Source organism: Achromobacter sp. LC458 (genome assembly GCF_001005835.2).
GTDB classification, from domain to species: Bacteria; Pseudomonadota; Gammaproteobacteria; order Burkholderiales; family Burkholderiaceae_B; genus Achromobacter; species Achromobacter spanius_B.
This window is the reverse complement of the sequence record NZ_LBHW02000063.1, coordinates 1-24241: the sequence shown is the minus strand read 5'-3', so window position 1 is coordinate 24241 and position 24241 is coordinate 1. Positions and strand designations below refer to the sequence as shown.

Genomic DNA, 24241 nt, shown 5'->3' with positions numbered 1-24241 from the left:
TTGGCGCCGACAACCCGGGCGCATCGGGGCAGAAACCCGCCGAAAAATTCCGGGGGGGGGGGGTGGGGGGGTCGGGCGCATCTGCCTGCCGAGGCGGGCCTGCGGCTAGCGCGCCCCGAGCTTGGACACGCGCCGCAAGGCCCAACGCACCGCCGTCGTCGCCAGGGCAATGGGCAGCACCAAGGGCCATTGCGCCAGAAACAGTTCACGCGTGGCCTCGCCCCACGCCCAGGTGTTGCCGAACACGATCGGCGCGGGCGGCGCCAGGTAAAGCGCCAGCAGCGCCGCCGCAAACGTCGCCGAAAGCGTCGCGACCGCGCGGCCCGCCACGGTCAGGCGGGCACCGGCCAGGCGCTCGGCAAGGGCCAACAGCAGCAGCCCGGCCAGCCCCGCCAGCACGGCGTCGGCGTAGAAATCGCGAGGTCCGTAGAGGTAAGGCGCGTCGGGCACCGCCCAGCCGTAGGCGCCCGTGGTCAACAGCGACGTCAGGCAAGCGCCAAAGAGCGCGGCGGCGCCGGCCAACAGCAGGAAATCGCAGAATCGGGGTAGAAGTTTGAGCATGAAGGCTGGGGTCGGATCGGTGGAAAAACGGCGAACGGGCGCAGCATGCCACAGGTGGTGGCGGATGCGGCGGCGCGGGGATGAGGACGTGGCGTGGCGGGTCGGGTCGGTCGCGACGGTCGGGTCGGCTAAGCGGTGGGACGGTCGGCGGCGACATCTGCAACTGCGCTACATTGATCGGCGTTCCGCCTTCGCCACGTCCCATCCATGCGCGCGCCCCGCTTGCTGTTGACCTTGTTGCTGGCCACCGCCCTGCCCTGGCCGGGCATGACCGTTTCGTACGCCGCCCCGATAGCCACCGCCTCGACGTTTCCGGCAGCCGTGCTGGCCGATCAGCGCTACGGCCCCGACCCCGCCCAGATCGCCGATGTCTATCTGCCCGATGCATCGACACAGCACGGCCGACCCGCCCCCGTGCTGGTCGTGGTGCACGGCGGCTCATGGAAAGGCGGCGACAAGGCCACGCCCGACGTCGTGCAGGATAAGCTGGCCTACTGGCTGCCCCGGGGCTACGCCGTGGTCTCGGTCAACACGCGGCTGATGCCGCAAGCCCGCCCGGCCGCGCAAGCCGAAGACCTGGGGCGGGCCATCGCGTGGATCGGCCAGCAGGCTGCCCGCTGGCACGCCGACCCGGACAACCTGTTCGTCATGGGCCATTCCTCGGGCGGCCACCTGTTGACCTTGCTGGCCGCCGACGCCGCGATGCGCCAGCGCACGGGCGCCCCCTTGTGGCGGGCCAGCATCATCCTGGACGGGGCGGGCTTCGATCTGCTGGACGTCATGCCGCGCCCGCACGCCCCGTTTTACGACGACGCCTTCGGCGCGGACCCCGCCGAATGGGCGCAGGCGTCGCCCGCCGCGCAACTGACCGGGCCACAGCCGCCCGCGCTGTTCGTCTGTTCCACATTGCGGCCCGACCCGTGCCGACGGGCGCAGCGCTACGCCGACCTGTTGACGGCACAAGGCGGCCAAGCCGCGCTGTTCGGCGTTGCCCGCAACCACGCGCAGGTCAACGCCGACGTCGGTGCCGACAACGAGGCCACCCGCGCAATCAACGCGTTCATCACCGCACGACTACAGCGGTAGAAGCCGTCAGCGCGATAGGACGCAGGCGGAACCGCCCGGCGACGATCGGTGTCGATCAAAAACGGTCGCCAGCAATCGGGACCGACAAGCAACAGGCCGCGCGTTCGTGACACAATCTGGCCCGCCTCAATGACGGGCGGGCCGCCCTCGTGCCCGCCACCTCCATGCCCCAGTTCACCCTGCACCGCCTGACCTCGCTGATCCTGACCGCCGCCGGCCTGCTGGCCTTGCCGGGCGCTCACGCCGAACCCGCGACGGTGGGCGATATGCCGCCCCCTATGGCGCCCCCTATGGCGCCCGCCGAGACGCCCGCCGTGCTGCCCCCTGTGCTGCCCGGCGATTCTCAAGCTGCCACACCCGCCGCGCCTTCCGCTGCCGCCCTTACCGAGCCCCCGCCCGGCATGCCCCAGTACGGCCGAGGCACCCATGGCCAGACCCTGACCCTGACACTGCTGAGCGACCACACCAGTGCGCTCGCGCCGCACACGCCGTATCGCCTGTTCCTGACGGGCAAGAAGGAGTTCATTGAAGACACGCCCAGCCAGGACGGCATCCTGCACGGCGTCACCGACGACCAGGGCCGTACCGCCTGGGTCTGGACCGACAAGCCGCACGACCCCGACGACTTCACGCTGATCCGACGCGTCGGCGACGGCGCATGGGGCCACTTCTTCCAGCTGCATTCCAGCAGCAGCACCAAAGAACCGGTACCGGCGTGGCCCTACATCCTGACCATGCGCCAGCGCTGGGGCGAGCAATGGGTAGACCTGGGCTACACCACGCGCCAAGGCGCCACGGCCTACTTCAGCCACGACACGCCGGCCGTGCCCATATCCTTGTCCATCGAGTCGCCCGTCACCGACAACCACGCCTGCTTCGACGAACTGGACGCCATCAACCGCAAGTTCAGCCAGGGCGACGTTGACGGCGCGCATGCCCTGATCGGCGCGATGCACTGCGCCGCCACCCCGCAACAACAGTTGAACCTGGCGCAATTGCTGTTGATGGTCGGTCGGCAGGACGATGCCCGCCACTGGCTGATGCGGGCACGCGAATGGCGGTTTCCGCAATCCCTGAAACCCGTCGACACCGATTTGCTAAGCGACCGGCTGGACGTAGAGCGGCTGCTGGGCATGCCCGACCTGGCGCTGGCCGATGCCCAAACGCTGCAACAGCGTCAAGCCAAGCTCGCCCGCGCAGGGCGCGCCAGCGACACGGACTGGGCCAACAACATCGCTTATTTTCTGGCGGACTTTCCGGACTACCTGCCCCAAGCCGAAGCCCAGGCGCGGCAATCGATCCGCGAGATGGGGCCGAACGCGTTCAACCAAGGCACCCTGGGCTGGATCCTGAGCCTGCAAGGCCACAGCGAAGAAGGGCTGCGCCTGCTGCATGTGGCGTATCGGGAGCTGTCCCGCAATGAAGAGCTGGTGGCCGACTATGGCCTGGCGCTATGGCAACACGACCGCCCTGAGCAGGCGGTGCGCCTGTGGGACGAGGCGCAGGCGCAATGCGTCTGGGGCCGGCGCCTGCACGACGCCATGCGCCAGGCGCAGTACCCGCACCCCTATTTCCAGCCGGCGGATTCCGACGCGGTCAAGGCGTATCGGCAGCGCTGCGACGCGCCTCGGACCAAACGCACACACCGGCAACCGGTCGCCGCCCTATAATTTCTTCTCGCCTTGCCCCGGGGCAGCCGCAGGAGACCACCATGAAATCGACGTTGATTGCCTTGCTGACCACGCTTGCCATCTCTGCCTTGGTAAGCGCTTGCACCAACAGCCCCGGTGGCCCGCCGCACCCCGGCGCCGTCAATCCCTACAGCAGCGGCGGCTTTAACGACGCTGGCCCGAATTACCCCGACACGGGCCGCTGACAAGCCCCCGGCTTTTCCTTGCCCGCGTTGTTGCCGCGTCATTGCCATTGCACGCGGGTCGGTGCGCCAAACGCATAACAGCTTTGTGCCTCGGGTGCATCCCGCCGCAAGCCGGAAATCCTAGACTACCTGCACATCACAGGAGTCAAGGAGAAGGCTTTGCAGCCGCTGTTATCAAACGTGAAAGTGCTGGACCTGAGCCGCATTCTGGCCGGCCCCTGGGCCAGCCAGATCCTGGCCGATCTGGGCGCGGACGTCATCAAGGTCGAGCGGCCGGGCCTGGGCGACGACACCCGGTCCTGGGGCCCCCCTTTCCTGAAAGACGAGCACGGCCAGGACACCACCGACGGCGCCTACTTCATCGCCACCAACCGGGGCAAGCGGTCCATCACGCTGGACTTGCAGACGCCTGAAGGGCAGGCGCTGGTCAAGGACCTGTGCCGCGACGCGGACGTGGTGCTGGAGAACTACAAGGTTGGCACCCTGGCGCGCATGGGGCTGGACTATGACTCGCTGGCCAAGATCAATCCGCGCCTGGTGTATTGCTCGGTCACCGGCTTCGGGCAGACCGGCCCGCGCGCCGCCGAGCCCGCGTACGACTTCCTGATCCAGGCCATGGGTGGCCTGATGAGCGTCACAGGCGAACGCGACGACAAGCCCGGCGGCGGCCCGCAAAAGGTGGGCGTGCCCATCGTGGACCTGACCACCGGCGTCTACGCCGCGCTGGGCATCGTGGCCGCGCTGCTGCGGCGCTCGCAGACGGGCCAGGGCGAGTACATCGACGTCGCCATGCTGGACGTGCAGGTCGGCCTGTTGGCCAACCAGGCCATGAACTTCCTGCTGGGCAACCGCGTGCCGCGCCGCACCGGCACCGCGCATCCGAACATCCAACCGCAACGCACCTTTGTCTGCGCCGATGGCGACATCGTCATCGTCGTGGGCAACGACGCGCAATTTGCCGCGTTGTGCCGCCTGCTGGGCAAGCCCGAGCTGGCGCAAGACCCCCGCTACATCACCAACAGCCAGCGCGTGACGAATCAGGACACGCTGGACCCGATCCTGGACGCCATCTTTCTTACGCAGCCGCGCGCGCACTGGCTTGCAGCGCTAAAAAGCGCCGGCGTGCCGGCCGGGTCGATCAACACCGTGCCTGAAGTGTTCGACGACCCGCAGGTGGCGCACCGCGCCATGTTGCGCCGCCTGCCGCACCCCACCGCCAAGAGCGTGCCGCAAGTGATGAACCCCTTGCGCTTCGCCACGGCGGACCTGCGCGCCGACCGCGCACCGCCCCTGCTGGGGCAACACACCGCCGAAGTGCTTGAAGAATTGGGCATGAGCGCGCAGCAGATTGCCGACCTGCGCCAGCGCAAGATCATTTGAACAAGACGGAGACACGGACATGACCATGCCCGACAACTTGACCGGCCCCTACACCGCGCTGGACGTCACACTGGAAGACGGCGTGGCCGTCATCCTGCTGGCCAACCCGCCGGTGAATGCGCTTAGCACCGACATGATGAACGAGCTGTCCTGGGTGCTGGACCGCATCTCGGAAACGCCCGAGGTGCGCGCCGTGGTGTTGTCCGGCCAGGGCAAGACGTTTTGCGCGGGCGCGGACTTGAAGAACCGCGCCGCCACCATCAAGGGTCCCGGCGACCTGCCGCAGCACTCGCGCCGCACCCGCGAGTGCTTTCATGCCATTCGCGAATGCGCCAAGCCCGTCATCGGCGCCATCAACGGCGCTGCGCTGGGCGCGGGGCTGGCCATCGTGGCCTCGTGCGACATCTTGCTGGCGGCATCGACGGCCGTGGTCGGCCTGCCTGAAATCAACGTCGGCCTGCTGGGCGGTGGACGCCATGGCATGCGGCTGTTCGGCCATTCCCGCTTGCGCCGCATGATGCTGACGGGCTTGCGCGTGGACGGCGACGAGCTCTATCGCCTGGGCATCGTCGAAGCCTCCGTGCCCGCCGACGCCTTGATGGATCGCGCCCTGGAATTGGCGCGCGAGCTGGCGTCCAAGAGCCCCTTGGCCACCGTGCTGGCCAAGCAGACGCTGAACGCCATCGAAGACATGAGCCTGCGCGACGGCTACCGCTACGAACAGGACATGACCGCCGCTATCGGCAAGACCGAAGACGCCCAGGAAGCGCGCCGCGCCTTTCTGGAAAAGCGGGCACCGGTGTTCCAGGGCAAATAAGGGGAAGACCGATGAGCCGAGCATTAGAGGGCGTCAAAGTCCTGGATTTAAGCCGCGTGTTCTCCGGGCCGTGGGCCGCGCAGATGCTGGCCGACTTTGGCGCCGAGGTCATCAAGGTCGAACGCCCGGGCCGGGGCGACGACGTCCGGCATCAGGGCTATCCGATGCCGGATCGCCATGGCGAACCCAGTCGGCAAACCTCGTCGTTTGTGGCGATGAACCGGGGCAAGAAATCGCTAACCATCGATATCTCCAAGCCCGACGGCCAGGCGCTGGTTCGCCGGCTTGCCGAGCGCGCCGACATCGTCATCGAGAACTTCAAGGCGGGCGACCTGCGCCGCTACGGGCTGGATCACGACGCGCTGTCCAAGGTCAACCCCCGGCTGGTGATTTGCTCGATCACCGGCTTCGGGCAGTCCGGCCCGTACAGCCATCTGCCCGGCTACGACCCGATCTTTCAATCCATGAGCGGGCTGATGAGCGTGACCGGGGTGCCCGATGGCGAACCCGGCGCGGGGCCGGTCAAGGCGGGGTATTCCGTGTCGGACATCACGGCGGGCTTTTACGCGGTGGCGGCCATACTGGCGGCGCTGCACCATCGGGACCAGATCTCCGGCGTAGGCCAGCATATCGACCTGGCCTTGCTGGACGCGCAGATTGCCGCCATGTCGCACATCGGCATGAACTATCTGGCAAGCGGCCAAGTGCCGGCGCGCATGGGGTCGGCCTCGCAGATCACCGCGCCGTTTCGCGCGTTTGCCTGCCGCGATGGACACCTGATGGTGGCGGTGGGCAACGACACGCAGTTTCGCGCCTTCTGCGCGGTGATCGAGCTACCCGCGCTGGCCGACGACGCGCGTTTTACCAGCAACCCCAAACGCGCCGCCGCGCAAGCCGAGTTGTCGCGCCTGATCGAGCCGGCCATGCAGGCGCGCACCGCCGGCGAATGGAACGACGCGCTGGCTGCGGCCAACGTGCCCTGCGGCCCGATCTACACGATGGACCAGGTGTTTGGGGACCCGCAGGTACGGCACCGCCAGGTGCTGGGCCGCCTCGCGCGTCCTGAACTGGGCGACATGCCCGTCATCAACAACCCCATCCATTTTTCCAAGACGCCGATAGCGCCGGGCCTGCCGCCGCCCATGCTGGGCGAGCATACGGCCGAGGTGCTGCGCGCCGAACTGGGGCTGTCCGACGACGAGATCGCGCGCCTGCACGCCGAGGGCATCGTATGAGCAGCGTGGACCCTGCCTTGATCGAAGAAATACGCGACAGCGCGCGTGATTTTTTGTCGCGCCGCGACCAGCGCCAGCGCAAGCGCTCGGCAAGCGGCGCCGATCGCGCCTATTGGCGCCAGATCGCCGACGCCGGCTGGCTCGGCATGAGCGTGCCGGAAGCCATGGGCGGGCTGGGCCTGGGCTGGCACGCGATGGCCGCCGTCATCGAAGAAGCCGGACGCGCGCAATTGCCCGAGCCGCTGGTGGGCGCGGGCGTATTGGGCGCAACCTTGCTCACGACAATCACGCCCCTGCCGGACTCCCCCTTGCGCGACACCCTGCTACAAGCGGCGTGCGATGGGACGCGGATGATGGCGCTGGCCTGGCAAGAAACCGAAGGGCAGCTGGAAGCCGGCGAGGCCGCGGGCGTGTTCGGCGTCAGCGCCACCCCGCGCGAAGGCGCCTATGTCTTGAACGGCGAAAAGCGCCACGTCATTGCCGACGCCGCCGTGGACGGCTGGCTGGTAACGGCCGATAGCGAACCAGGCACCCTGCTGTTCTACCTGGCCGCCGGCACGCCCGGCGTTACCGTGCGCCCCCATGCGCGCGCGGACGGCACGCCCGCCTGCCACCTGAGCATCGAATCGGCCATCGTGCCGGCCGACGCGCTGCTGTCCCAGGACGATGTGCTGGACGCCGTGGACCATGCCCTGGATTACGGCCGCCTGATGCAATCGGCCGAATTGATCGGCGTGGCGCGGCAGGTGCTGGCCGATACGGTGGTCTACCTGAACACGCGCCAGCAATTCGGCAAGCCGCTGTCATCGTTCCAGGCACTGCAACACCGGCAGGTGGACGCGGCGCTACAGGTGGAGTTGGCGGCCAGCAGTTTGCAGGACGCGTTAACGACATTGGCCGACGCCACGGACCCGGACGTCGCCACCGCTCGCAAGGTTGCCGCCAGCCGGGTGAAGGCCCGCGCGGCGCGCGCCGGGCTGGACGCCACGCGCCTGGCGATTCAGTTGCACGGCGCCATCGGCTACACCGAGGAATGCGACGTCAGCCTGTATTTTCGCAGCGCCTTGCACCTGGCCGCGTGGCTGGGCAACGCCGCCGCGCATCGTCAACGCTACGGCGCACTGGCTGATGCGCCCGCGCCCCCGGCCGACGACACCACCCCGCCGTCATCGCCGGGGGAATTTCCCCGCGACGCCGACTGGAACGGCATGCCCGAAGCCGACTTCCGTGCGCTGTTGCGCCGTTTTTTTCACGCGCATTATCCCCAGCACCTGCGGCATGTGCCGTGGCGGCTGCATTGGGATGAGATCAAGCCGTGGTACTTCACGCTGTCGCGCCAGGGCTGGATTGCACCATCGTGGCCGCGCGAGCATGGCGGCATGGCCTTGTCGCCCGCGCGGCAGATCGCCTTCATCGAAGAGGCCGAGCGCCATGGCGTGGCGCGCGCACCCGACCAGGGCCTGGTCATGCTGGGCCCCATCCTGATCCGCTACGGCACCGAGGAACAACGCGCACGCTTCCTGCCGGGCATCCTGTCGGGTAAGGCCGTGTGGGCGCAGGGCTATTCCGAACCCAACGCAGGATCGGACCTGGCGGCGCTGCGATGCGAAGCCGTGATCGACGGCGACGACCTGATCGTGACCGGGCAAAAGACATGGTCGACGCTGGCGCAGGACGCCACGCACATGTTCATGCTGGTGCGTACCGACAAGACGGTGAAGAAGCAGGCGGGCATCAGCTTCCTGCTGGTGGACCTGGCCAGCCCCGGCATCAGCCGCCGCCCCATCCGCACGCTGTCCGGCCACGAAGAGTTTTGCGAAGTGTTCTTCGATCAGGTGCGTGTGCCGCGCGCCAACCTGGTGGGTGAACTGAACGCCGGCTGGGGTATCGCCAAGGCACTGCTGGGCTTTGAACGCTTGTTTTCCGGCAGCCCCAAGCACGCGAGCCATGCGCTGCAACAGATCTTCAGCATCGCGCGACAACGCGGCCTGTTGGCCGACCCCGCCTTTACGGACCGCCTGGCTGAACTGCGGATGGACAGCGCCGACCTGACCGCCATGTACCGCGTGTTTGCCGATATGGCCCGGGCCGGTCGACCGTTGCCGCCGACGTTGTCGCTACTGAAAATCTGGGCCACCGAAACGCATGAACGACTGGGCGCGCTGCTGATCCATATTGCCGAGGAATACGGCGGCGCCGACATGCGGCTGGGCTACGGCGATGGGGATCGGGATGGAAAAGGCGGCGTGCAGGCGTTGGCGCCCTACCTCAACGCACTGGCCGCCACCATCTTCAGCGGCACCAACGAGATTCAACGCAACATCTACGCCAAACAGGTCCTGGGCCTGGACGGCGCATAACAACATCGCGCCGGCACGACTGGGCGCCATCAGGAGAGAGACAATGAAAAAAGCACCCGCATTGACGGTGGCCGCGGTATTGCTGGCCGCAACAATGGCGCCCGTGGCGCAGGCCGCGCAGCCCTGGCCCAGCCAGCCCATCCGCTTGATCGTGCCCTACCCGCCCGGCGGCTCGGTGGACAACCTGGCCCGCCTGCTGGCACCCGCGCTGGGCAAGCGGCTGGGGCAAACCATCGTCATCGAGAACAAGGCGGGCGCCAGCGGCACCATCGGCGTGGACGCCACCGTGCGCGCCGAGCCGGACGGCAACACGTTCGGCTTCGGCGTGCCGGGCGCCATCACCGGCCTGCCGCACGTCATGAAGGTGCCTTACAACGTCAGCACCATTCAGTATGTGTCGCTGGTGGCGCGCATTCCGCAAGTGGTCATGGTGAACCCGTCGCTGCCCGACACCACGCTGGCCGCCTTCGTCGCCAGCGCCAAGCAGCATCCGGGCAAATACAACTACGGCTCGGCCGGCAACGTGACCACGCCCCATCTGGGCGGCGAATTGCTGAAGCAGCAAACGGGCATCGACATCATGCACGTGCCGTACAAGGGAGCCGCGCCCGCCGTGACGGCCTTGCTGTCCAACGAAGTGCAGATGTTCCCGGGTGACGCGTCGGCGGCCTTGGGCTTCATCAAGGCAGGCAAGCTGCGCGCGCTGGCGGTGGCCAGCCCCGAACGCTTCGAGGGCCTGCCCGACGTGCCCACCACCCGCGAGGCGGGCTTTCCCGGCGTGATCGTGGAGTCGAACTACGGCATCATCGCGCCCACCGGCACGCCCAAGGACATCGTCGACAAGATGGCGGCGGCCATCGCCCAGTCCCTGGCGGAACCCGAATTGCGCCAGAAGATGATCGACCAGGGCGCCATTCCGGCGGCAAGCACGCCGGACCAGTACCGCACGCTGATGGAAACGGAATCCAAGAAATGGGGCGACGTGATCCGACGCGGCAAGCTTGGGCTGGAATGACCCGTTGCCACGCGCTTTGCCGTACGCTTATGCCGTTCCTTCTGCCTGCGACCCCGCCCCGCCATCATGCCTTTCGCCAAAGCCACCGGGCTAAGCCTGGACCTGACTGCCGACCTGAACAAATGGAGGGCGTTCCTGGCGATTGCGGAGTTGGGCAGCATCACGCGCGCCGCGCTCTACCTGGACCAGGACCAATCCGTTCTCAGCCGCCGCATCAACGCACTGGAACGCGAGTGCAACGCGCGGCTGTTCAACCGCACCGGTCGCGGCGTGAATTTGTCCGAGGTGGGCCAGCGGCTGTTTCCCTTGGTGCAAACGCTGCTGGGCGACGCCGAACGGCTGGAACTTGAGCTTAACGGCCAGGCGCGCGAGCCCGCGGGCGAAGTCACGCTGGGGCTGTTGCCGTCCACCGCGCATCCGCTGATCCGCCGCTTGTTTTCGCGCCTGCGCAAGCACTTCCCGAAGGTGCATCTGAAGATTCTTGAAGGCTCCAGCGGCCAGATCGAAGAGTGGCTGACGGACAGCCGCGTGGACATCGCCATCCTGTACCGCTATGGCGACAAGTGCCCGCCGGGCGAGCAGGCGCTGGCCTACGTGGATTCCTATCTGGTGGGCGCGGCGGGCGATACGCGCACCGCATCGGGCGAAGTCACGTTCGACCAGCTTAACGGCCTGCCCTTTATCCTGCCGGGCGCGCCGAATGGTTTGCGCAATGCGCTGGACGGCCTGGCGCGAGCGCGCAAGATCACCATCGCGCCGTTGATCGAAGCGGATTCGTTGCCCCTGATGAAGTCGATTGTGGAGCACGAGAACATGTACACCGTGCTGCCGCTACATGCCGTCTGGCAAGAGGTGCAGGAAGGCCGGTTAAGCATCGCGGCGCTGCGCGACCCGACGATGGGCCGAATCATTTCCATGGCGTTTTCCAGGTCCAAGGGACCGGGCCGCACCGTCATGGAAGTGGCGGCGCAGATTGAAACGCTGGTACGGGAAATCGGCGGCGAAGGCGTGTGGCACGCGGAACCTTGAGGGGTAAGGAATCGCCTGCCGCAGGATCGCCTGCCGCAGGTCCGCCTGCCGCGCTCAACCGAACCCGTACAGGCGCGCCGGGTTGTCGACCCATACCTTCTTGCGCAAGCCGTCGTTGCCCAGCCATTCATAGGCCACGTCCACCAGCGCATCGGCCGATGGCGCGGACGCGCCCATGCGCACGAACGGCCAGTCCGATCCCCACAGCACCTGATCGGGGTTGGCGGCCGTGAAGGCGTCGTGGATGTAGCGGGCATTTTCATAGTCGGGCGCGGCGCCCACGCGGCACAACGTCAGCTTCATCCAGATTCGCCCGTCGGCCAGCAAGCCGCGCAGCAGCTGAAAGGCCGCATCCTGTTCGCCACGCGCGGGCACCAGGCTGCCCAGATGGTCGATCACAATCGGCACGTCCAGCGCAGCCAACGCCGGCAGATGCTGCACATACGCATCACAAGGCGCCCATAGCTGGGCATGCAGGCCAAACTGCTTCATGCGCGGCGCCATCGCGGCAATCTGCCCAAAGCCCACGCTGCCGGGAAACAAATTGCCCGCCGGGTCGCGCGCTTCCAGAAAGCGCAGACCGCGCACGCCGCCATCCACCAGCGCCTGCAACTGCGCATCGGTCACCGACGGGTCGGCCACCGCGATGCCGCGCAGCCGCTCACCGCCTTGCGCCAAAGCGTCCAACAACGCCGCCGGGTCCACGCCATAGGGCGCGGGCTGCACCAACACCCCGCGCGCCGCGCCCAGGGTATCCAGCATGCGCAGATAGCGCGGCGCAGGCGCGTCCGGCGCGGCATAGGACGAGGCGTGTTGCAGGGGAAAGCGGTCATACGGGCCGAACACATGACAATGCGCATCGCAGGCCAAGGCGGGTAGCGCGTGCCTGGGGGTGACGGGCATGCGCGGCATCTCGGGCGTCATGGCTGCTCCTTGCGCGGCAGCGCCGCCAATGGGCTCAAGGCAGGCGCGCCGTCTTGCGTCGGAATATCCAGCGGCGCGGGCGCGTCGTCCGGCATCGGGATGTCGTGTGCGTTCAACGTCATGGACACCATGGTGTAGTAGCCAATCACCGCCGTCAGCTCCACCACGCCCACCGCCTGCCATCGCGCTACCGCTTCGGCATAGAGGTCGGGATCGACCTGGCCGGTTTCCTGCAACTGGCGCGAGAACTCGTAGACGACTTCATCGTCGCGCGTGTCGAACTGCGGCATCTCGCGCGCCTGGATGGCGTCCAGCACGGCGTCTGCAATGCCGGCCGCGCGCGCTGCCTGCGCGTGGATATGCCATTCGATCTGGCTGTTCCAGCGGCGTGCCGTCACCACAATGGCCAACTCGCTGACACGCGGCGGCAGGCTGGTGCCAAAGCGCAGCAAGGCGCCCAACGCCTGCCAGCGTTCGGCAAGTTCGGGGCTGTGCAGCGCCGCGCGCAGCGGGCCCACAAGGCGCCCGCGCGGGCCCGAGACGATCTTCTCGTACACGCGTTTCTGGTCGTCGGTCATGCTGTCGGGGGAAGGCAGCGGGATACGGCTCATCATCATCCTCGGTTCAGTTTGTGGCGCGGCGCCAAGTCGGACGCGCCGCGTGCATCGACGCACGCAATGACGCACGCATCGACCCACGCAACGACCCGCGCATCATCGGGCCACGTTCGATACGGCGCGTTCACGGCGTTTCATCCGGCTGGCTGCGCGCCACCGACGGGCGCGCGCAAAAGCCTTGATGCCAGGCGGCAAGCTTGGGGTGGCTACTGCGCCAATCGATATCCGGAAAACGATAATCCATGTACGACAGCGCGCAACCGATGGCAATCACCCCCAGGTCGAAGCCGGTGGCCGACAACGCGGGCGTCTCGGCTTCCAGCGCGGCCAGCACGGCACGCACCTTCAGCGCAAACGCGTCCAGCCAAGCCGCCGTCTGCTTTTCCACAGGCTTGTTGCGCTCTTGGCGGTACAGCAACAACGCGTCCAGAAACCCATCGCCCAGCGCCTGCCGGCGCTCGGCCACGAGCCGCGCCGTGGCATCGCCAGGCATCAGCCGACCGCCCGTCAGCCCATCCAGATACGCACAGATGACGCGCGAGTCGTACAAGGCCGTGCCATCTTCCAACACCAACGTGGGCAGCTTGATCAGCGGATTGTCCGCCACCAGATCCAGATTGGGCTTGTCCATTGCGACGGGCGTGCGCACCAACTGCACGCGGTCTTCAATACCACCTTCGTATAAAACGATCATCACCTTGCGCACAAACGGCGACCTGGGCGACCAATGCAACTTCATCGTGGTTCTCCTTGGGGTTGCGCGACGGGGCGCGCATCAATGCCCTTGCGCGGGCAGCACCGACGGGTCGTTGGCCGCGGTGGGCGCCAGCATCTGGAACAAATCACTTGTGTGCGCGTACCAACCCGCGCCATGCATGCGGCCCAGCAAGCCCAACGCGGGCGTGTCCACATGAAAGCGATCGCGGTTCAGCAACGCGTCGTCGCGCAGATACATGCCCACCACGCGCGCCAACACGATCACGCGATGCGGCGCGGCCTCGATCACCTGCCACACCTTGCATTCCAGCGCTGCCGGGCTTTGCGCGATGCGCGGCGGCGCGACCAGCGTCGATGGCTGCGTGGACAGCCCCACGCGGGCCAGCTCGTCAACGCTGGCGTCGTAATCCAGGCTGGTCTGGTTCATCTGCCGGGCCAATTCCCTGGACACCACGTTGATCACGAATTCACCCGTGTCCATGATGTTGCGCGACGAATCCTTCCACTGCCCCGCGCGCGGGCCGATGCCCAGCGCCACGATGGGCGGGTCACTGCTGACCACGTTGAAAAACGAAAACGGCGCGGCGTTCAGATCGCCGCGCGCGGACTGGGTCACCACCCAGGCAATAGGCCGTGGCACGACCACGCTGGACAGCAGCTTGAACGCATCGGCGGACGCCAGTTGGCTGAAATCAAAATTCATGGCGGCATCGCCCTGCGGCGGCGTTACGAAGGTTTTTCATTTTGCCAGCAGCCCTAACGAGCCCAGCAACCGCTGCATGTCGGCGCGATCACGGCGCACGTAGGCGTCGGCCTCGGCGGGCGATAAGGACATCAGCTCTATCGCCTGCTCTTGCATCACGCGCCGGTATTCCGGGTCGTCGTTCACGGCCTGCACGGCGCTGCTCAAGCGCTGCACGATGTCGGGCGGCGTGCCGGCGGGCGCGGCCAGGCTGTACCACGTAGCGGCCTCGGCGCCCGCCACGCCGGCTTCGGCCAGCGTGGGCACGTTGGGCAACAGCGGCGAACGCTTGTCGGCTGCGTACGCCAACGCCACCAGCCGCCCTTGGCGAATGAACGGCAGGCTGGCCGACAGGTTCAGCATGGCCAGGTCGATCTGGCCGCCCACCACATCGTTGATGGCGGGCGATGCGCCGGCGTAGGGAATGTGATTGAGCTGCACGTGCGCAGCCTGCTGGAACTGTTCCGCGCCCAGATGCGTGGCGCCGCCCACGCCGGCCGACCCGTAGCTGAGCTTGCCCGGTTCGGCCTTGGCGCGTTCCACCAATTGCGCAACCGTGGTGATGCCACGCGCCGGGTTCACCACCAGCATGATGGGCTGCACGGCCACCACCGAACAGAACGCGAAGCCGTCCACACCGTCGTAGGGCGTCTTTTGCATCAGCGGCGTCACCACGTGGCCGGCCGACGTGCCCAGCAGCAAGGTGTAGCCGTCCGGCTTGGCGCGGGCCACAAAGCCCGTGCCGATGGACGCGCCGCCGCCTGGTTTGTTTTCCACCACCACCGGTTGGCCCAGCCGCTTTTCCAGTGCGCGGCCCAGGCTGCGCGCCACCACATCGGCCGGGCCGCCCGCCGCGTACGGATTCACCAGCGTCAAGGGGCGGTCAGGATAAGACGCGGCGTGGGCGGCGGGCATCAGCAGTGCAGCCAGCGCCACCACCATGGCCGCTTTGGCCAAGCGAAACGGATTCATCGATGTCATGGAATTTCCCGTTGAAGGGCGATCAAGCGCGCGCCCATGGCCGTCTCGCAATCAGTCCGACTTGGCGCCGGACTGCTCGATCACTTTGGCCCACTTCGCCGTGTCCGTCTTGATCTGCGCGGCAAACGCTTCGGGCGTGCTGTGCGTGGTCTGAATGCCGTAGGCCGCCATGCGCTCGACCATTTGCGGTGACGTCATCACCGCCGCGATGTCCTGGTTCAGCTTGTCGATCACCGCGCGCGGCGTACCGGCAGGCGCCAGCACACCTGACCACAGGCTGACTTCGTACGACTCAAAGCCCGGCGTTTCTGAAATCGACGGCACATCGGGCAGCACCGGCAAGCGCTGGCGGCTGGTCACGCCCAGCGCGCGCACCTTGCCCAGCTTGACCTGTTCGATGAAGTTGGATGACGTGTCGATCATCATCGATATCCGGCCCGCCAGGAAATCGTTGATGGCGCCCGACGTGCCTTTGTACGGGATATGGCGGATGTCCACACCCGCCGTGGACTTGAACATTTCGCCGGCCAGATGGCTGGTCGTGCCGTTGCCCGATGAGCTGAACGTCAGTTCGCCCGGCCGCGCCTTCGCCAGCGCCGCCAGTTCCGCCACGGAATTCACTTTCAGATCGGAATTGACCACCAGCAGATTCGACGTCAGGTTGGTCATCGAGATCGGCGCGAAGCTCTTTTGCGGGTCGTAGCGCAGCTTGGGGTACAGCGACGGGTTGATGGTCAGCACGCCCATCGTCGAGTACAGCAGCGTGTAGCCGTCGGGCGCCGCGCTGGCCACGGCTTCCGCGCCAATCGTGCCCCCCGCGCCACCCCGGTTTTCCACCACGATGGCTTGGCCCAGCTTGTCGCCCAGCCCTTGCGCCAGCGCGCGCGCCATCAGATCGGTTGCGCCCCCCGCCGGAAACGGCACCACCATCCGGATGGAGTGGTCAGGATAGGCGCCCGCCACGGCCGGCCCCATCATCCCGACGGCGGATACCGCCGCTCCCACCCGCAGCCACAGGCCGACCGAGGTCAGCGCCCTTGCGATCTTCATACCGTCTCCAAACCTTGTGATTTTTGTGTTTGAAGCATGGTATGCGGCGGGCCGGGCCGGCGCTATGCGCGGTATCGCATATCTGCTTTGCGCAGGGCTACGCCACGTAACCCAATGCCGCGCTGGCGGCCGCGGCTTCTTTTTTTACCGCCGCCACCACCTTGCCGTTGGGCGACACATCAAAGCCACCCGTCGCGCCCAGCGCCGTCAACACCGCGCAGGGCCGGCCCGTGTGGTCATACAAGGGCGCCGACACGGCGCTGATGCCGCGCAGGTTCGTATCCTTGACCGTGGCACAGCCGGCCGCTTGCACCTGACGCCGCAGCCCACCGATGGGATCGTCGTGGTCCAGCAAGGCGCGCAAATCGTCGGGCGCCTCGGCCAGTTCCGCCAGGGCCATCCGCTGGATCGGGGCTTCGTCCAAAGCGCCCAGAAACGCGCGTCCGGTCGCGGACCACAGCATCGACAGTACCGAGCCCACGCGCACGTTCACCGTGACGGGCAGCGCCGGTTCCTCGAAGCGGACGATGGTCGGGCCCTTGTTGCCCATCACGGCGATGAAGCACGTCACCGCCAGGCTTTCGCGCAGCCGGATCAACACGGGTTCGCTGATGCGCAACGGGTCCGCCTGGCGCATCGCGGCCACACCCACCATCAGCGCTTCCAGGCCAAGGTGGTACTGCTGCGTGGCCACTTCCTGGTCCACCAGGCCCTCGGCGATCAGGCTCATCAGGTAGCGGTGCACCTTGGCGGGGCTTTCGTCCACGTGCGCGGCCAGCGCGGTCAGGCTGGCGCGCCCGCCCATTCGGGCCAGGCCTTTCAACACCACCATGCCGGTCTCGGCGGCCTGCACGCGCTGGCGCCTTTCGAGCGGGCGGGCGCCCATCATTTCTGGATTCACATCCGCATTCGTGGATGCCTTGGTGGATGCCTTCGTGGATGCCTTCGTGGACGCCTTTGTCGACGCCTTTGTCGACGCCTTGGGGGCAACCTGGTCGGACGTCCGGGCGGACTTGGCGGGCATCTTCTTGGACGGCTTGGATGGGGTCATATCAGCGGTGATTCCTGGCGAATGCGGGCGCGCGGGGCGGCTGGGGGCCTGCCGGCGCGGATCCAAGGTTAACTCTTCTTGAAAAATTACGCATTGCGTATATGATTTACGCAAAAGAAGGGATGCCATCAGGTCATCCCAATACGGAGACAGCCTATGCGCGCCCTGAAACACCCCCTGCTTGCCGGCCTTTTGGCCCTGCCCCTGCTGGCCTGTGCCAGCGCGTTTGCCCAAACCGCACCGGCCAACTACCCGTCCAAACCCGTGCGTTGGGTGGTGCCGTACGCGGCGGGCGGCGGGTCCGACTTCCTGGCCCGCAGCATCGGCCAGGGCCTGACCGGCCGCCTGGGCCAACCCGTCGTCATCGAGAACAAGCCGGGTGGCAACACCGCGATTGCCGCCTCGGAAACCGCGCGCGCCCCGGCCGACGGCTACACCATGCTGTCCGCCGACAACGGCACGCTGGTGTTCAACCCGGCGCTGTACAAGAAGCTGTCGTATGACCCGGTCAAGGACCTGGCGCCCGTCACGCTGATGGGCCGCTTTCCCATGATCCTGGTGGTGGGCCCGTCCATGAAGGTCAACACCGTTCAGGAATTTTTGGCCGAGGCCAAGTCACGCAAGGAAGGCCTGGACTACGGTTCCGCTGGCGCGGGCAGCCCGCACCACCTGGCCATGGAACTGCTGAAAGTCGAAAGTGGCTTGACCATGACCCACGTGCCGTATCGCGGCGCATCGCCCGCGCTGGCTGACGTGGCGGGCGGCCAGATCCCCGCCATGATGGTCGACCTGGCGGCCGGCGCGGGCTTCATCAACGGCGGCAAAGTGCGCGCGCTGGCCGTTGCGAACCCCACGCGCCTGCCGCAATTGCCCAACGTGCCGACGTTTGCCGAGATCGGCCTGAAGAACGTCGAGGCCGCCGCGCAGGTGGGCGTCGTGGTGCCGGCGGGTACGCCGCCCGCCGTCATCGATGCGCTGAACAAGCAGGTGGTCGCCACCATCAACGACCCGGCCACGCGCCAGCGCCTGGTGGAATTCGGCATCGAGCCGGTCGGCAACACGCCCGCCGAATACGCCGACATGCTGAAAGGCGAACGCGCCCGCTGGCAAAAGCTGATCAGCGATCTGAAGATCACGCTGGACTAAGCGCAGCCATCACCACCCGCGGCCTGCCGCCCACGCGGCAGGCCGATGCATCACGAATACACGGAAAGCATCATGAGCCATTCGCCCTCTTCCTCGCGCCCGTCGGGCTGTCCCATCGATCACGCGGCGCTTGCCGCGATGCAAAGCCCAACCGGCTGCCCCGTCAGCTCGCGCGCGGCCGAGTTCGACCCCTTTGGCGATGGCTATCAGCAAGACCCGCCCGAATACGTGCGTTGGGCGCGCGAGCAGGAACCCGTGTTCTACAGCCCCAAACTGGGCTACTGGGTGGTCACGCGCTACGAAGACATCAAGGGCATCTTTCGCGACAACATCACTTTCAGCCCGTCCATCGCGCTGGAAAAAATCACCCCCACCGGCCCCGAGGCCAACGCCGTGCTGGAGTCGTACGGCTACGCCATGAACCGCACGCTGGTCAACGAAGACGAGCCCGCCCACATGCCGCGCCGCCGCGTGCTGATGGACCCGTTCACGCCCGAAGAACTCAAGCACCACGAACCCATGGTGCGCCGCCTGACCCGCGAATACGTCGACCGCTTCATCAACGACGGCCGCGCCGACCTGGTCGACCAGATGCTGTGGGAAGTGCCCCTGACCGTGGCGCTGCATTTCCTGGGCGTGCCCGAAGAAGACATGGAGCTGCTGCGCCAATATTCCATCGCGCACACCGTCAACACCTGGGGTCGCCCCAAGCCCGAAGAACAAGTGGCCGTGGCGCATGCCGTGGGCAACTTCTGGCAGTTGGCCGGCAAGATCCTGGACAAGATGCGCCAAGACCCGTCCGGCCCCGGCTGGATGCAATACGGCCTGCGCAAGCAGCAGACGCATCCGGAAGTCGTCACCGATTCCTACCTGCATTCCATGATGATGGCCGGCATCGTCGCCGCCCACGAAACCACCGCCAACGCATCGGCCAACGCCATCAAGCTGCTGCTGCAACACCCCGACGCCTGGCGCGAAATCTGCGAAGACCCCGACCTGATTCCCAACGCCGTCGAAGAATGCCTGCGCCATAACGGATCCGTCGCCGCGTGGCGCCGCCTGGCCACGCGCGACGTCGAAATCGCCGGTGTGCCGATTCCGGCAGGCTCCAAGCTGCTGATCGTCACGTCGTCCGCCAACCACGACGAAGGCCAATTCAACGACGCCGACCTCTTCGACATCCGCCGCGAAAACGCCAGCGACCAGCTCACCTTCGGCTACGGCTCGCACCAATGCATGGGCAAGAACCTGGCCCGCATGGAAATGCAGATCTTCCTGGAAGAACTCACCCGCCGCCTGCCGCATATGAAGCTGTCGGATCAAGCGTTTACCTACGTGCCCAATACCTCGTTTCGTGGGCCGGAGCACCTGTGGGTGGAGTGGGACCCGAAGCAGAACCCGGAACTGGCGTCGCCGGAATTGCTGAATGATCAGCACCCCGTGCGCATCGGCGAGCCCTCGTCGCACGCCATCACGCGGCCCGTCGTCGTGCAAAGCGCAGTCGAAGCCGCTGACGGCATCCTGCGCCTGCGCCTGGTGTCGCCCGATGGCAAACCGCTGCCGCGCTGGACGCCGGGCTCACACATTGATGTGGAATGCGGCGACACGGGCTTGTCGCGCCAATACTCCTTGTGCGGTGATCCTTCGGAAGCCGGTGTATTTGAAATTGCCGTGCTGAAGGAAACGGAAGGCCGAGGCGGCTCCGCATGGATGCACGCGAACGCGGTGGTCGGCGCACGCTTGCGCATCCGTGGGCCGCGCAATCACTTCCGCATGAACGAAGCGGCCGACAAGCTGATCTTGATTGCCGGCGGCATCGGCATTACCCCTATCAGCGCCATGGCGCGACGCGCCAAGGAACTGGGCCTGGATTACCAACTGCATTACAGCGGGCGGTCACGCGCCTGCATGGCGATGCTGGACGAACTTGTCGCGCTGCACGGCGACCGCCTGCATGCCCACGTCAAAGACGAAGGCACGCGCGCGGACTACGCAGCGCTGTTGTCCCAGCCGGATGCCGGCACGCAGATTTATGCGTGCGGCCCGCAAGGCTTGCTGGATGGCTTGGCCATCTGTTGCGCCGCATGGCCCGAAGATGCGCTGCGCGTGGAACACTTCCATTCCACCTTGGGCACGCTGGATCCGTCCAAGGAACAGCCGTTTGAAGTCGTGCTGAAGGACTCGGGCATCGTCATCAACGTGCCCGCGGATCAGACCCTGCTGACCGCGCTGCGCGGCGCCAATATCGACGTGCAGAGCGACTGCGAAGAAGGCCTCTGCGGATCGTGCGAGGTGCGCGTGCTGGAGGGGCAGATTGACCACCGCGACGTCGTGCTCACGCGCGCCGAACGCGACGCGAACAACAAGATGATGGCGTGCTGCTCGCGCTCGTGTGGCGGTGGAAAGGTGGTGTTGGAGTTGTGACGGTGGACTGACCGCCCCGGCTACCAACCTCGCCAACCGTGGATACCATCCGCCTGCACGGCGGATGGCTACGCATTCATTAGTTCGTTTATCCCCCTTCCCGCCCCGCCGGCGCCCAAGCGCCCGCGCGGGCGCTTTTGCGTCCGCCACCCCCTAGTAAAAAAAGCGGTGTACATGCCGCCAGCAGGGAAACCACGCGGGCGGCAAACGCGTAACCCGCGTGATAGCGTGCCTCACGCGGGCGTCATCCCAGCCAGCAGCAGATGTATCGCAAGACTCGATCTGTGGGGAGCCGAGCATGCAGAAGAATCTGGCCATCTTCTTTGACGGTACGTGGAACGAACCCAACGACCGCACCAACGCCTACGAGCTTTACAAAGCCGCGCCCGAAACCAGCACGCAGGAAACCCTGTACATCGAAGGCGTCGGCACACAAGGCCAGGGCCTGTGGGCCGCCATCGATAAATTTCTGGGCGGCGCATTCGGCGCCGGCCTGTCCGCCAATATCCGCCAGGGCTACCGATGGCTGTGCCAACGCCAGGAACCCGGCGACCATATCTTTCTGTTCGGCTTCAGCCGTGGCGCGTACTCGGCACGCAGCCTGGCCGGCATGGTCCGCAAATGTGGCCTGCTCAAAAACCCCACCGACGACAACGTCGCCGAAGCGTACGCGCTTTACCGCGATGAGTGCCTGCCCTCGTCCATCGACGCCATTTCGTTTCGCGCTCAGTTCTCGCGCGACACCGACCTGCATTTCGTCGGCGTCTGGGACACGGTGGGCAGTCTTGGCATACCTGTCGGCGGCATTTCGTTTCCCGGGTTTTCAAAGTTCTATAACTTTCACGACACCGAACTGAGCAACCACGTCCGCAACGCCTATCACGCGATTGCAACGAACGAATACCGCGAGCCGTATTTCCCAACGCTATGGACAAGGCTGGCAACATCCGAACCGCGCCCGCCGGACAGGCCGGTTGAACAGCGCTGGTTCATCGGTGCGCACTCGGATATCGGGGGAGGGTATCGGGACGGCAGCTTGCAGACACTACCGGCAGCGTGGATCCAGGAAAAGGCGCGGCAGGTGGGGTTGGAAGCCGGCACCGCGCAGCGCATCTCCACCGACTATGACCAGTGCAATCCGCACGACTCGTACAAGGAGTTCACCGAGAAAGTGCTGATCCATGTGAAAAAGCAGGCGCGGATTTGGGATGGCGAGACCGTGTTGAATCTGACGGTGGATGAAAGAGTGGTGAGGCGGGTGGAAGGGAACGCGGAGTATTTGAAGGAGTTTCCGAATTTCAGAGAGGCGGTGGCGGCCTTGCCGGTGGGGCGGGGGTAGCCCAGACGCTTGCCTCGCACATCCAAATTATTAAACCTATCCAAGACTGGCTAGGTCCCAAAGTGATAGTTCGGGGCGCATTCGCGCAGCGCCGGAGCCACTTCCGGCGGCTCGTTCGGACCAGGAAGATCACGCTACCAACCGGCGCAGGGAGGATTGAGCATCGATCTGGGCATTACGCTTCCTCCGTCATGCTGATGCGAGCGTAGCCGGTAAGGCCATCCTGGCCAGGCGCAATAATGATTGATCTCATCACCACCCTTCCCCCCCGCCCTCCAATCCACGCGAACCTCCCGCAGATCGCGACTCCCAATCCATCGCCTCCGGCCACTCCGCCCGAGGCGCCCACCGCAATGCCAGGTTGTACGCCGGCACATCGTTCGCATCGCGCGGTTCGATGTCGCACGGCGGCAAGGCTTGCGGGCCTTGCTGCATATAGGTGCAGACGTAGGCCCAGAGGTTGTCCAGGTCGTGGTTGTAGGTGCTGAGGTGGAAGCGTTCGATGACGTCGTTGGTACCGGGTTTGACGATGGCGAGGGACACGCCCCACTTGATCATCAAGCCCCCGCCGGAGGTGACGCCCCATTGCTCCCAGAGTTCGGCGCGCACGTCGTCCCAGGGGTAGCTGGCGGTGGTGACGTACCAGCGGGTGAACGGGTTCCACCAGACCATGTGGAAGCCGTAGACGTAGATGCGGCGGCGGGCGCGGTTGAAGCGGATGGGGAGGTCACGTGGGGGGGAGACGTCGGCCAGATACAGAAATGCGGTCATCCAGACACCAATTGCCAAAACGAACACAGCAATCCACAGCGTCGACCAATCGCTCGTAGTGAACGCTCTGGGGTGATCCACCAGCAAACTCCAAATGACGCCGGGTACTCCGATGATCGTCGCATAGAGCATAAATGGGATAAACAGCAACAACACCCCACGTATGCGGGATGATCGACGAGACAGTTCCATGTAGACATCATCAACATGATTGGGCGCGTTTTCACGCAAGCTAGGAATTTCATCGGGACGATCATTTGGGCCGGGCAAGTCGCGTTTCCATCCCAAGCAGGCCGGGCTGAGTTTGGGTTGCACCATTACGCTTCCTCGGTCATGCTGATGCGGGCGTAACCGGTAATGTCATCCCTGTCAGGCCAGAACGTGATCTCGATCGTGGCGCTCTTGATACTGTGCATGGGTCCGAGCCAGTATCGACAACTCAAGACGGGAGATTCTCGGGTTGGCAAACCCTGATCTTCTGGCTGCAAGTATTTATACGAATCCAATCCAGGGGCCCACCGCATGCTGTTGTGGTGCATTGCCGCAAGCACGCCCTCTGACAATTTTGGACCTCGGCGTCCGCTTCTTTCCACGCCAAAGCTCTCTAAAAGCAGCCTGAATTCGAAGCGCGATATCGTGGGGTCGAACCCTGGCAACACGATCCGATAGGCCAGTTCAATTCCCGATTCGACCCCGCCCGTTGCCTGGATCTGCAGAATGTCTGACGTTAGAAGCAAATCGGTATCCATTACCCGCTTGGCGGAATGAAAGCCCAGGGTTGCATCCATTCCTATGACCGCAGCGTTCAACGCCGAAATCGCCGCGTCCATTTGGTCAGCCCCCTCCCAACGACGTTCTTGTTCTGCTTTGCCAAAGTAGGACCGACGGGCCCACATTTCCAGACTGTCCGACTCAAGAGACTTGGCGTTTTTTCCGACAACGAAAGCGGCCAGTCCAAGCACGACTCCAAGGCCCAGTGGCCCTAACAAGGCGCCGTCTACCAAGATGCCAAAGATGCTCGCGGCAGCACCGAAGAGTGAAATGAAGCCACTCAACTTGTACTGTTTTCCCGCGTCGACATCTCCCAATAAATCCGTCCGAACTTCCGCCGCGAAACTCC

Annotated in this window: 22 protein-coding genes; 12 read left to right on the top strand and 10 right to left on the bottom strand. The window is 65.7% G+C overall.

Going from position 1 to position 24241, the window contains the following annotated elements; translation table 11 throughout:
- Positions 1-105 precede the first annotated feature (105 nt).
- On the bottom strand, positions 106-561 hold the full coding sequence (locus tag YH64_RS28540) for a hypothetical protein (protein WP_143215588.1): 456 nt from the start codon (positions 559-561) through the stop codon (positions 106-108).
- 207 nt (positions 562-768) lie between these two features.
- Here YH64_RS28540 and YH64_RS28535 point away from each other — a divergent pair, with 207 nt between their 5' ends.
- The 9 genes from YH64_RS28535 (at position 769) to YH64_RS28500 (ending at position 11359) form a co-directional block, all read left to right on the top strand.
- Positions 769-1647: an alpha/beta hydrolase gene (locus tag YH64_RS28535; protein WP_082134684.1), complete on the top strand. Its 879-nt coding sequence runs from the start codon at positions 769-771 to the stop codon at positions 1645-1647.
- Positions 1648-1811: 164 nt separating this feature from the next.
- Complete coding sequence (locus YH64_RS28530; protein ID WP_255444838.1) at positions 1812-3317, top strand: tetratricopeptide repeat protein; 1506 nt, start codon at positions 1812-1814, stop codon at positions 3315-3317.
- A 41-nt stretch (positions 3318-3358) separates the two neighbouring features.
- Entirely contained in the window at positions 3359-3523 is a 165-nt protein-coding gene (locus YH64_RS30295) for a hypothetical protein (protein WP_185975430.1), read from the top strand.
- A gap of 159 nt (positions 3524-3682) precedes the next feature.
- Positions 3683-4903, top strand: a complete 1221-nt coding sequence (locus YH64_RS28525) for a CaiB/BaiF CoA-transferase family protein (protein ID WP_046807679.1) — start codon at positions 3683-3685, stop codon at positions 4901-4903.
- A 19-nt stretch (positions 4904-4922) separates the two neighbouring features.
- Positions 4923-5720: an enoyl-CoA hydratase/isomerase family protein gene (locus YH64_RS28520; RefSeq protein ID WP_370512786.1), complete on the top strand. Its 798-nt coding sequence runs from the start codon at positions 4923-4925 to the stop codon at positions 5718-5720.
- An 11-nt stretch (positions 5721-5731) separates the two neighbouring features.
- Positions 5732-6955 (top strand): CaiB/BaiF CoA-transferase family protein, encoded by a 1224-nt coding sequence (locus YH64_RS28515; protein WP_046807678.1) that lies wholly within the window; start codon positions 5732-5734, stop codon positions 6953-6955.
- Entirely contained in the window at positions 6952-9315 is a 2364-nt protein-coding gene (locus YH64_RS28510; RefSeq protein ID WP_046807677.1) for an acyl-CoA dehydrogenase, read from the top strand. Before YH64_RS28515 ends, YH64_RS28510 begins: the two co-directional genes overlap by 4 nt.
- Before the next feature lie 43 nt (positions 9316-9358).
- Positions 9359-10330, top strand: coding sequence for a tripartite tricarboxylate transporter substrate binding protein (locus YH64_RS28505; RefSeq protein WP_046807676.1), 972 nt, complete (start codon positions 9359-9361; stop codon positions 10328-10330).
- Between the two features lie 66 nt (positions 10331-10396).
- Entirely contained in the window at positions 10397-11359 is a 963-nt protein-coding gene (locus YH64_RS28500; RefSeq protein ID WP_046807675.1) for a LysR family transcriptional regulator, read from the top strand.
- A 54-nt stretch (positions 11360-11413) separates the two neighbouring features.
- Here the strand turns inward: YH64_RS28500 and YH64_RS28495 are convergent, their stop codons facing one another.
- The 7 genes from YH64_RS28495 to YH64_RS28465 all read right to left on the bottom strand — a co-directional run bounded on the left by YH64_RS28495 (position 11414) and on the right by YH64_RS28465 (position 17279).
- Positions 11414-12283, bottom strand: a complete 870-nt coding sequence (locus YH64_RS28495) for an amidohydrolase (RefSeq protein WP_046807674.1) — start codon at positions 12281-12283, stop codon at positions 11414-11416.
- Positions 12280-12894, bottom strand: a complete 615-nt coding sequence (locus tag YH64_RS28490) for a carboxymuconolactone decarboxylase family protein (RefSeq protein WP_046807685.1) — start codon at positions 12892-12894, stop codon at positions 12280-12282. The genes YH64_RS28495 and YH64_RS28490 overlap by 4 nt, the downstream gene beginning before the upstream one ends.
- 130 nt (positions 12895-13024) lie before the next feature.
- Complete coding sequence (locus YH64_RS28485; RefSeq protein WP_046807673.1) at positions 13025-13639, bottom strand: glutathione S-transferase family protein; 615 nt, start codon at positions 13637-13639, stop codon at positions 13025-13027.
- A gap of 36 nt (positions 13640-13675) precedes the next feature.
- Positions 13676-14320: a flavin reductase family protein gene (locus YH64_RS28480; RefSeq protein WP_046807672.1), complete on the bottom strand. Its 645-nt coding sequence runs from the start codon at positions 14318-14320 to the stop codon at positions 13676-13678.
- 36 nt (positions 14321-14356) lie between these two features.
- Positions 14357-15340, bottom strand: coding sequence for a tripartite tricarboxylate transporter substrate binding protein (locus tag YH64_RS28475; protein WP_046807671.1), 984 nt, complete (start codon positions 15338-15340; stop codon positions 14357-14359).
- A gap of 51 nt (positions 15341-15391) precedes the next feature.
- Positions 15392-16390 carry a tripartite tricarboxylate transporter substrate binding protein gene (locus YH64_RS28470; RefSeq protein WP_046807670.1) on the bottom strand — a complete coding sequence of 333 codons (999 nt, stop codon included), beginning with the start codon at positions 16388-16390 and terminating at the stop codon, positions 15392-15394.
- Positions 16391-16487: 97 nt separating this feature from the next.
- Positions 16488-17279, bottom strand: a complete 792-nt coding sequence (locus YH64_RS28465; RefSeq protein ID WP_046807684.1) for an IclR family transcriptional regulator — start codon at positions 17277-17279, stop codon at positions 16488-16490.
- Positions 17280-17597: 318 nt separating this feature from the next.
- Between YH64_RS28465 and YH64_RS28460 the strand changes: the two genes are divergently transcribed.
- The 3 genes from YH64_RS28460 (at position 17598) to YH64_RS28450 (ending at position 22350) form a co-directional block, all read left to right on the top strand.
- The gene (locus tag YH64_RS28460; RefSeq protein ID WP_143215587.1) at positions 17598-18587 is read left to right on the top strand and encodes a tripartite tricarboxylate transporter substrate binding protein; all 990 of its coding nucleotides are present in this window, start codon (positions 17598-17600) and stop codon (positions 18585-18587) included.
- 72 nt (positions 18588-18659) lie between these two features.
- Entirely contained in the window at positions 18660-21011 is a 2352-nt protein-coding gene (locus tag YH64_RS28455; protein WP_046807683.1) for a cytochrome P450/oxidoreductase, read from the top strand.
- 298 nt (positions 21012-21309) lie between these two features.
- Positions 21310-22350 carry a DUF2235 domain-containing protein gene (locus YH64_RS28450; protein ID WP_046807668.1) on the top strand — a complete coding sequence of 347 codons (1041 nt, stop codon included), beginning with the start codon at positions 21310-21312 and terminating at the stop codon, positions 22348-22350.
- Between the two features lie 252 nt (positions 22351-22602).
- Here the strand turns inward: YH64_RS28450 and YH64_RS30690 are convergent, their stop codons facing one another.
- Both YH64_RS30690 and YH64_RS30290 read right to left on the bottom strand, forming a co-directional pair.
- Positions 22603-23439 carry a DUF6708 domain-containing protein gene (locus tag YH64_RS30690; protein ID WP_255444835.1) on the bottom strand — a complete coding sequence of 279 codons (837 nt, stop codon included), beginning with the start codon at positions 23437-23439 and terminating at the stop codon, positions 22603-22605.
- Positions 23439-24241: hypothetical protein (locus YH64_RS30290; RefSeq protein ID WP_221935933.1), on the bottom strand; the 803-nt coding region annotated here is incomplete at its 5' end. The genes YH64_RS30290 and YH64_RS30690, both read right to left, overlap by 1 nt.

Bases quoted from the DNA above. Each gene is read 5' to 3' on its own strand.
- YH64_RS28540 (WP_143215588.1), bottom strand. From the start codon at position 561: ATGCTCAAACTTCTACCCCGATTCTGCGATTTCCTGCTGTTGGCCGGC.
- YH64_RS28535 (WP_082134684.1), top strand. From the start codon at position 769: ATGCGCGCGCCCCGCTTGCTGTTGACCTTGTTGCTGGCCACCGCCCTG.
- YH64_RS28530 (WP_255444838.1), top strand. From the start codon at position 1,812: ATGCCCCAGTTCACCCTGCACCGCCTGACCTCGCTGATCCTGACCGCC.
- YH64_RS30295 (WP_185975430.1), top strand. From the start codon at position 3,359: ATGAAATCGACGTTGATTGCCTTGCTGACCACGCTTGCCATCTCTGCC.
- YH64_RS28520 (WP_370512786.1), top strand. From the start codon at position 4,923: ATGACCATGCCCGACAACTTGACCGGCCCCTACACCGCGCTGGACGTC.
- YH64_RS28515 (WP_046807678.1), top strand. From the start codon at position 5,732: ATGAGCCGAGCATTAGAGGGCGTCAAAGTCCTGGATTTAAGCCGCGTG.
- YH64_RS28510 (WP_046807677.1), top strand. From the start codon at position 6,952: ATGAGCAGCGTGGACCCTGCCTTGATCGAAGAAATACGCGACAGCGCG.
- YH64_RS28505 (WP_046807676.1), top strand. From the start codon at position 9,359: ATGAAAAAAGCACCCGCATTGACGGTGGCCGCGGTATTGCTGGCCGCA.
- YH64_RS28500 (WP_046807675.1), top strand. From the start codon at position 10,397: ATGCCTTTCGCCAAAGCCACCGGGCTAAGCCTGGACCTGACTGCCGAC.
- YH64_RS28495 (WP_046807674.1), bottom strand. From the start codon at position 12,283: ATGACGCCCGAGATGCCGCGCATGCCCGTCACCCCCAGGCACGCGCTA.
- YH64_RS28490 (WP_046807685.1), bottom strand. From the start codon at position 12,894: ATGAGCCGTATCCCGCTGCCTTCCCCCGACAGCATGACCGACGACCAG.
- YH64_RS28485 (WP_046807673.1), bottom strand. From the start codon at position 13,639: ATGAAGTTGCATTGGTCGCCCAGGTCGCCGTTTGTGCGCAAGGTGATG.
- YH64_RS28480 (WP_046807672.1), bottom strand. From the start codon at position 14,320: ATGAATTTTGATTTCAGCCAACTGGCGTCCGCCGATGCGTTCAAGCTG.
- YH64_RS28475 (WP_046807671.1), bottom strand. From the start codon at position 15,340: ATGACATCGATGAATCCGTTTCGCTTGGCCAAAGCGGCCATGGTGGTG.
- YH64_RS28470 (WP_046807670.1), bottom strand. From the start codon at position 16,390: ATGAAGATCGCAAGGGCGCTGACCTCGGTCGGCCTGTGGCTGCGGGTG.
- YH64_RS28465 (WP_046807684.1), bottom strand. From the start codon at position 17,279: ATGATGGGCGCCCGCCCGCTCGAAAGGCGCCAGCGCGTGCAGGCCGCC.
- YH64_RS28460 (WP_143215587.1), top strand. From the start codon at position 17,598: ATGCGCGCCCTGAAACACCCCCTGCTTGCCGGCCTTTTGGCCCTGCCC.
- YH64_RS28455 (WP_046807683.1), top strand. From the start codon at position 18,660: ATGAGCCATTCGCCCTCTTCCTCGCGCCCGTCGGGCTGTCCCATCGAT.
- YH64_RS28450 (WP_046807668.1), top strand. From the start codon at position 21,310: ATGCAGAAGAATCTGGCCATCTTCTTTGACGGTACGTGGAACGAACCC.
- YH64_RS30690 (WP_255444835.1), bottom strand. From the start codon at position 23,439: ATGGTGCAACCCAAACTCAGCCCGGCCTGCTTGGGATGGAAACGCGAC.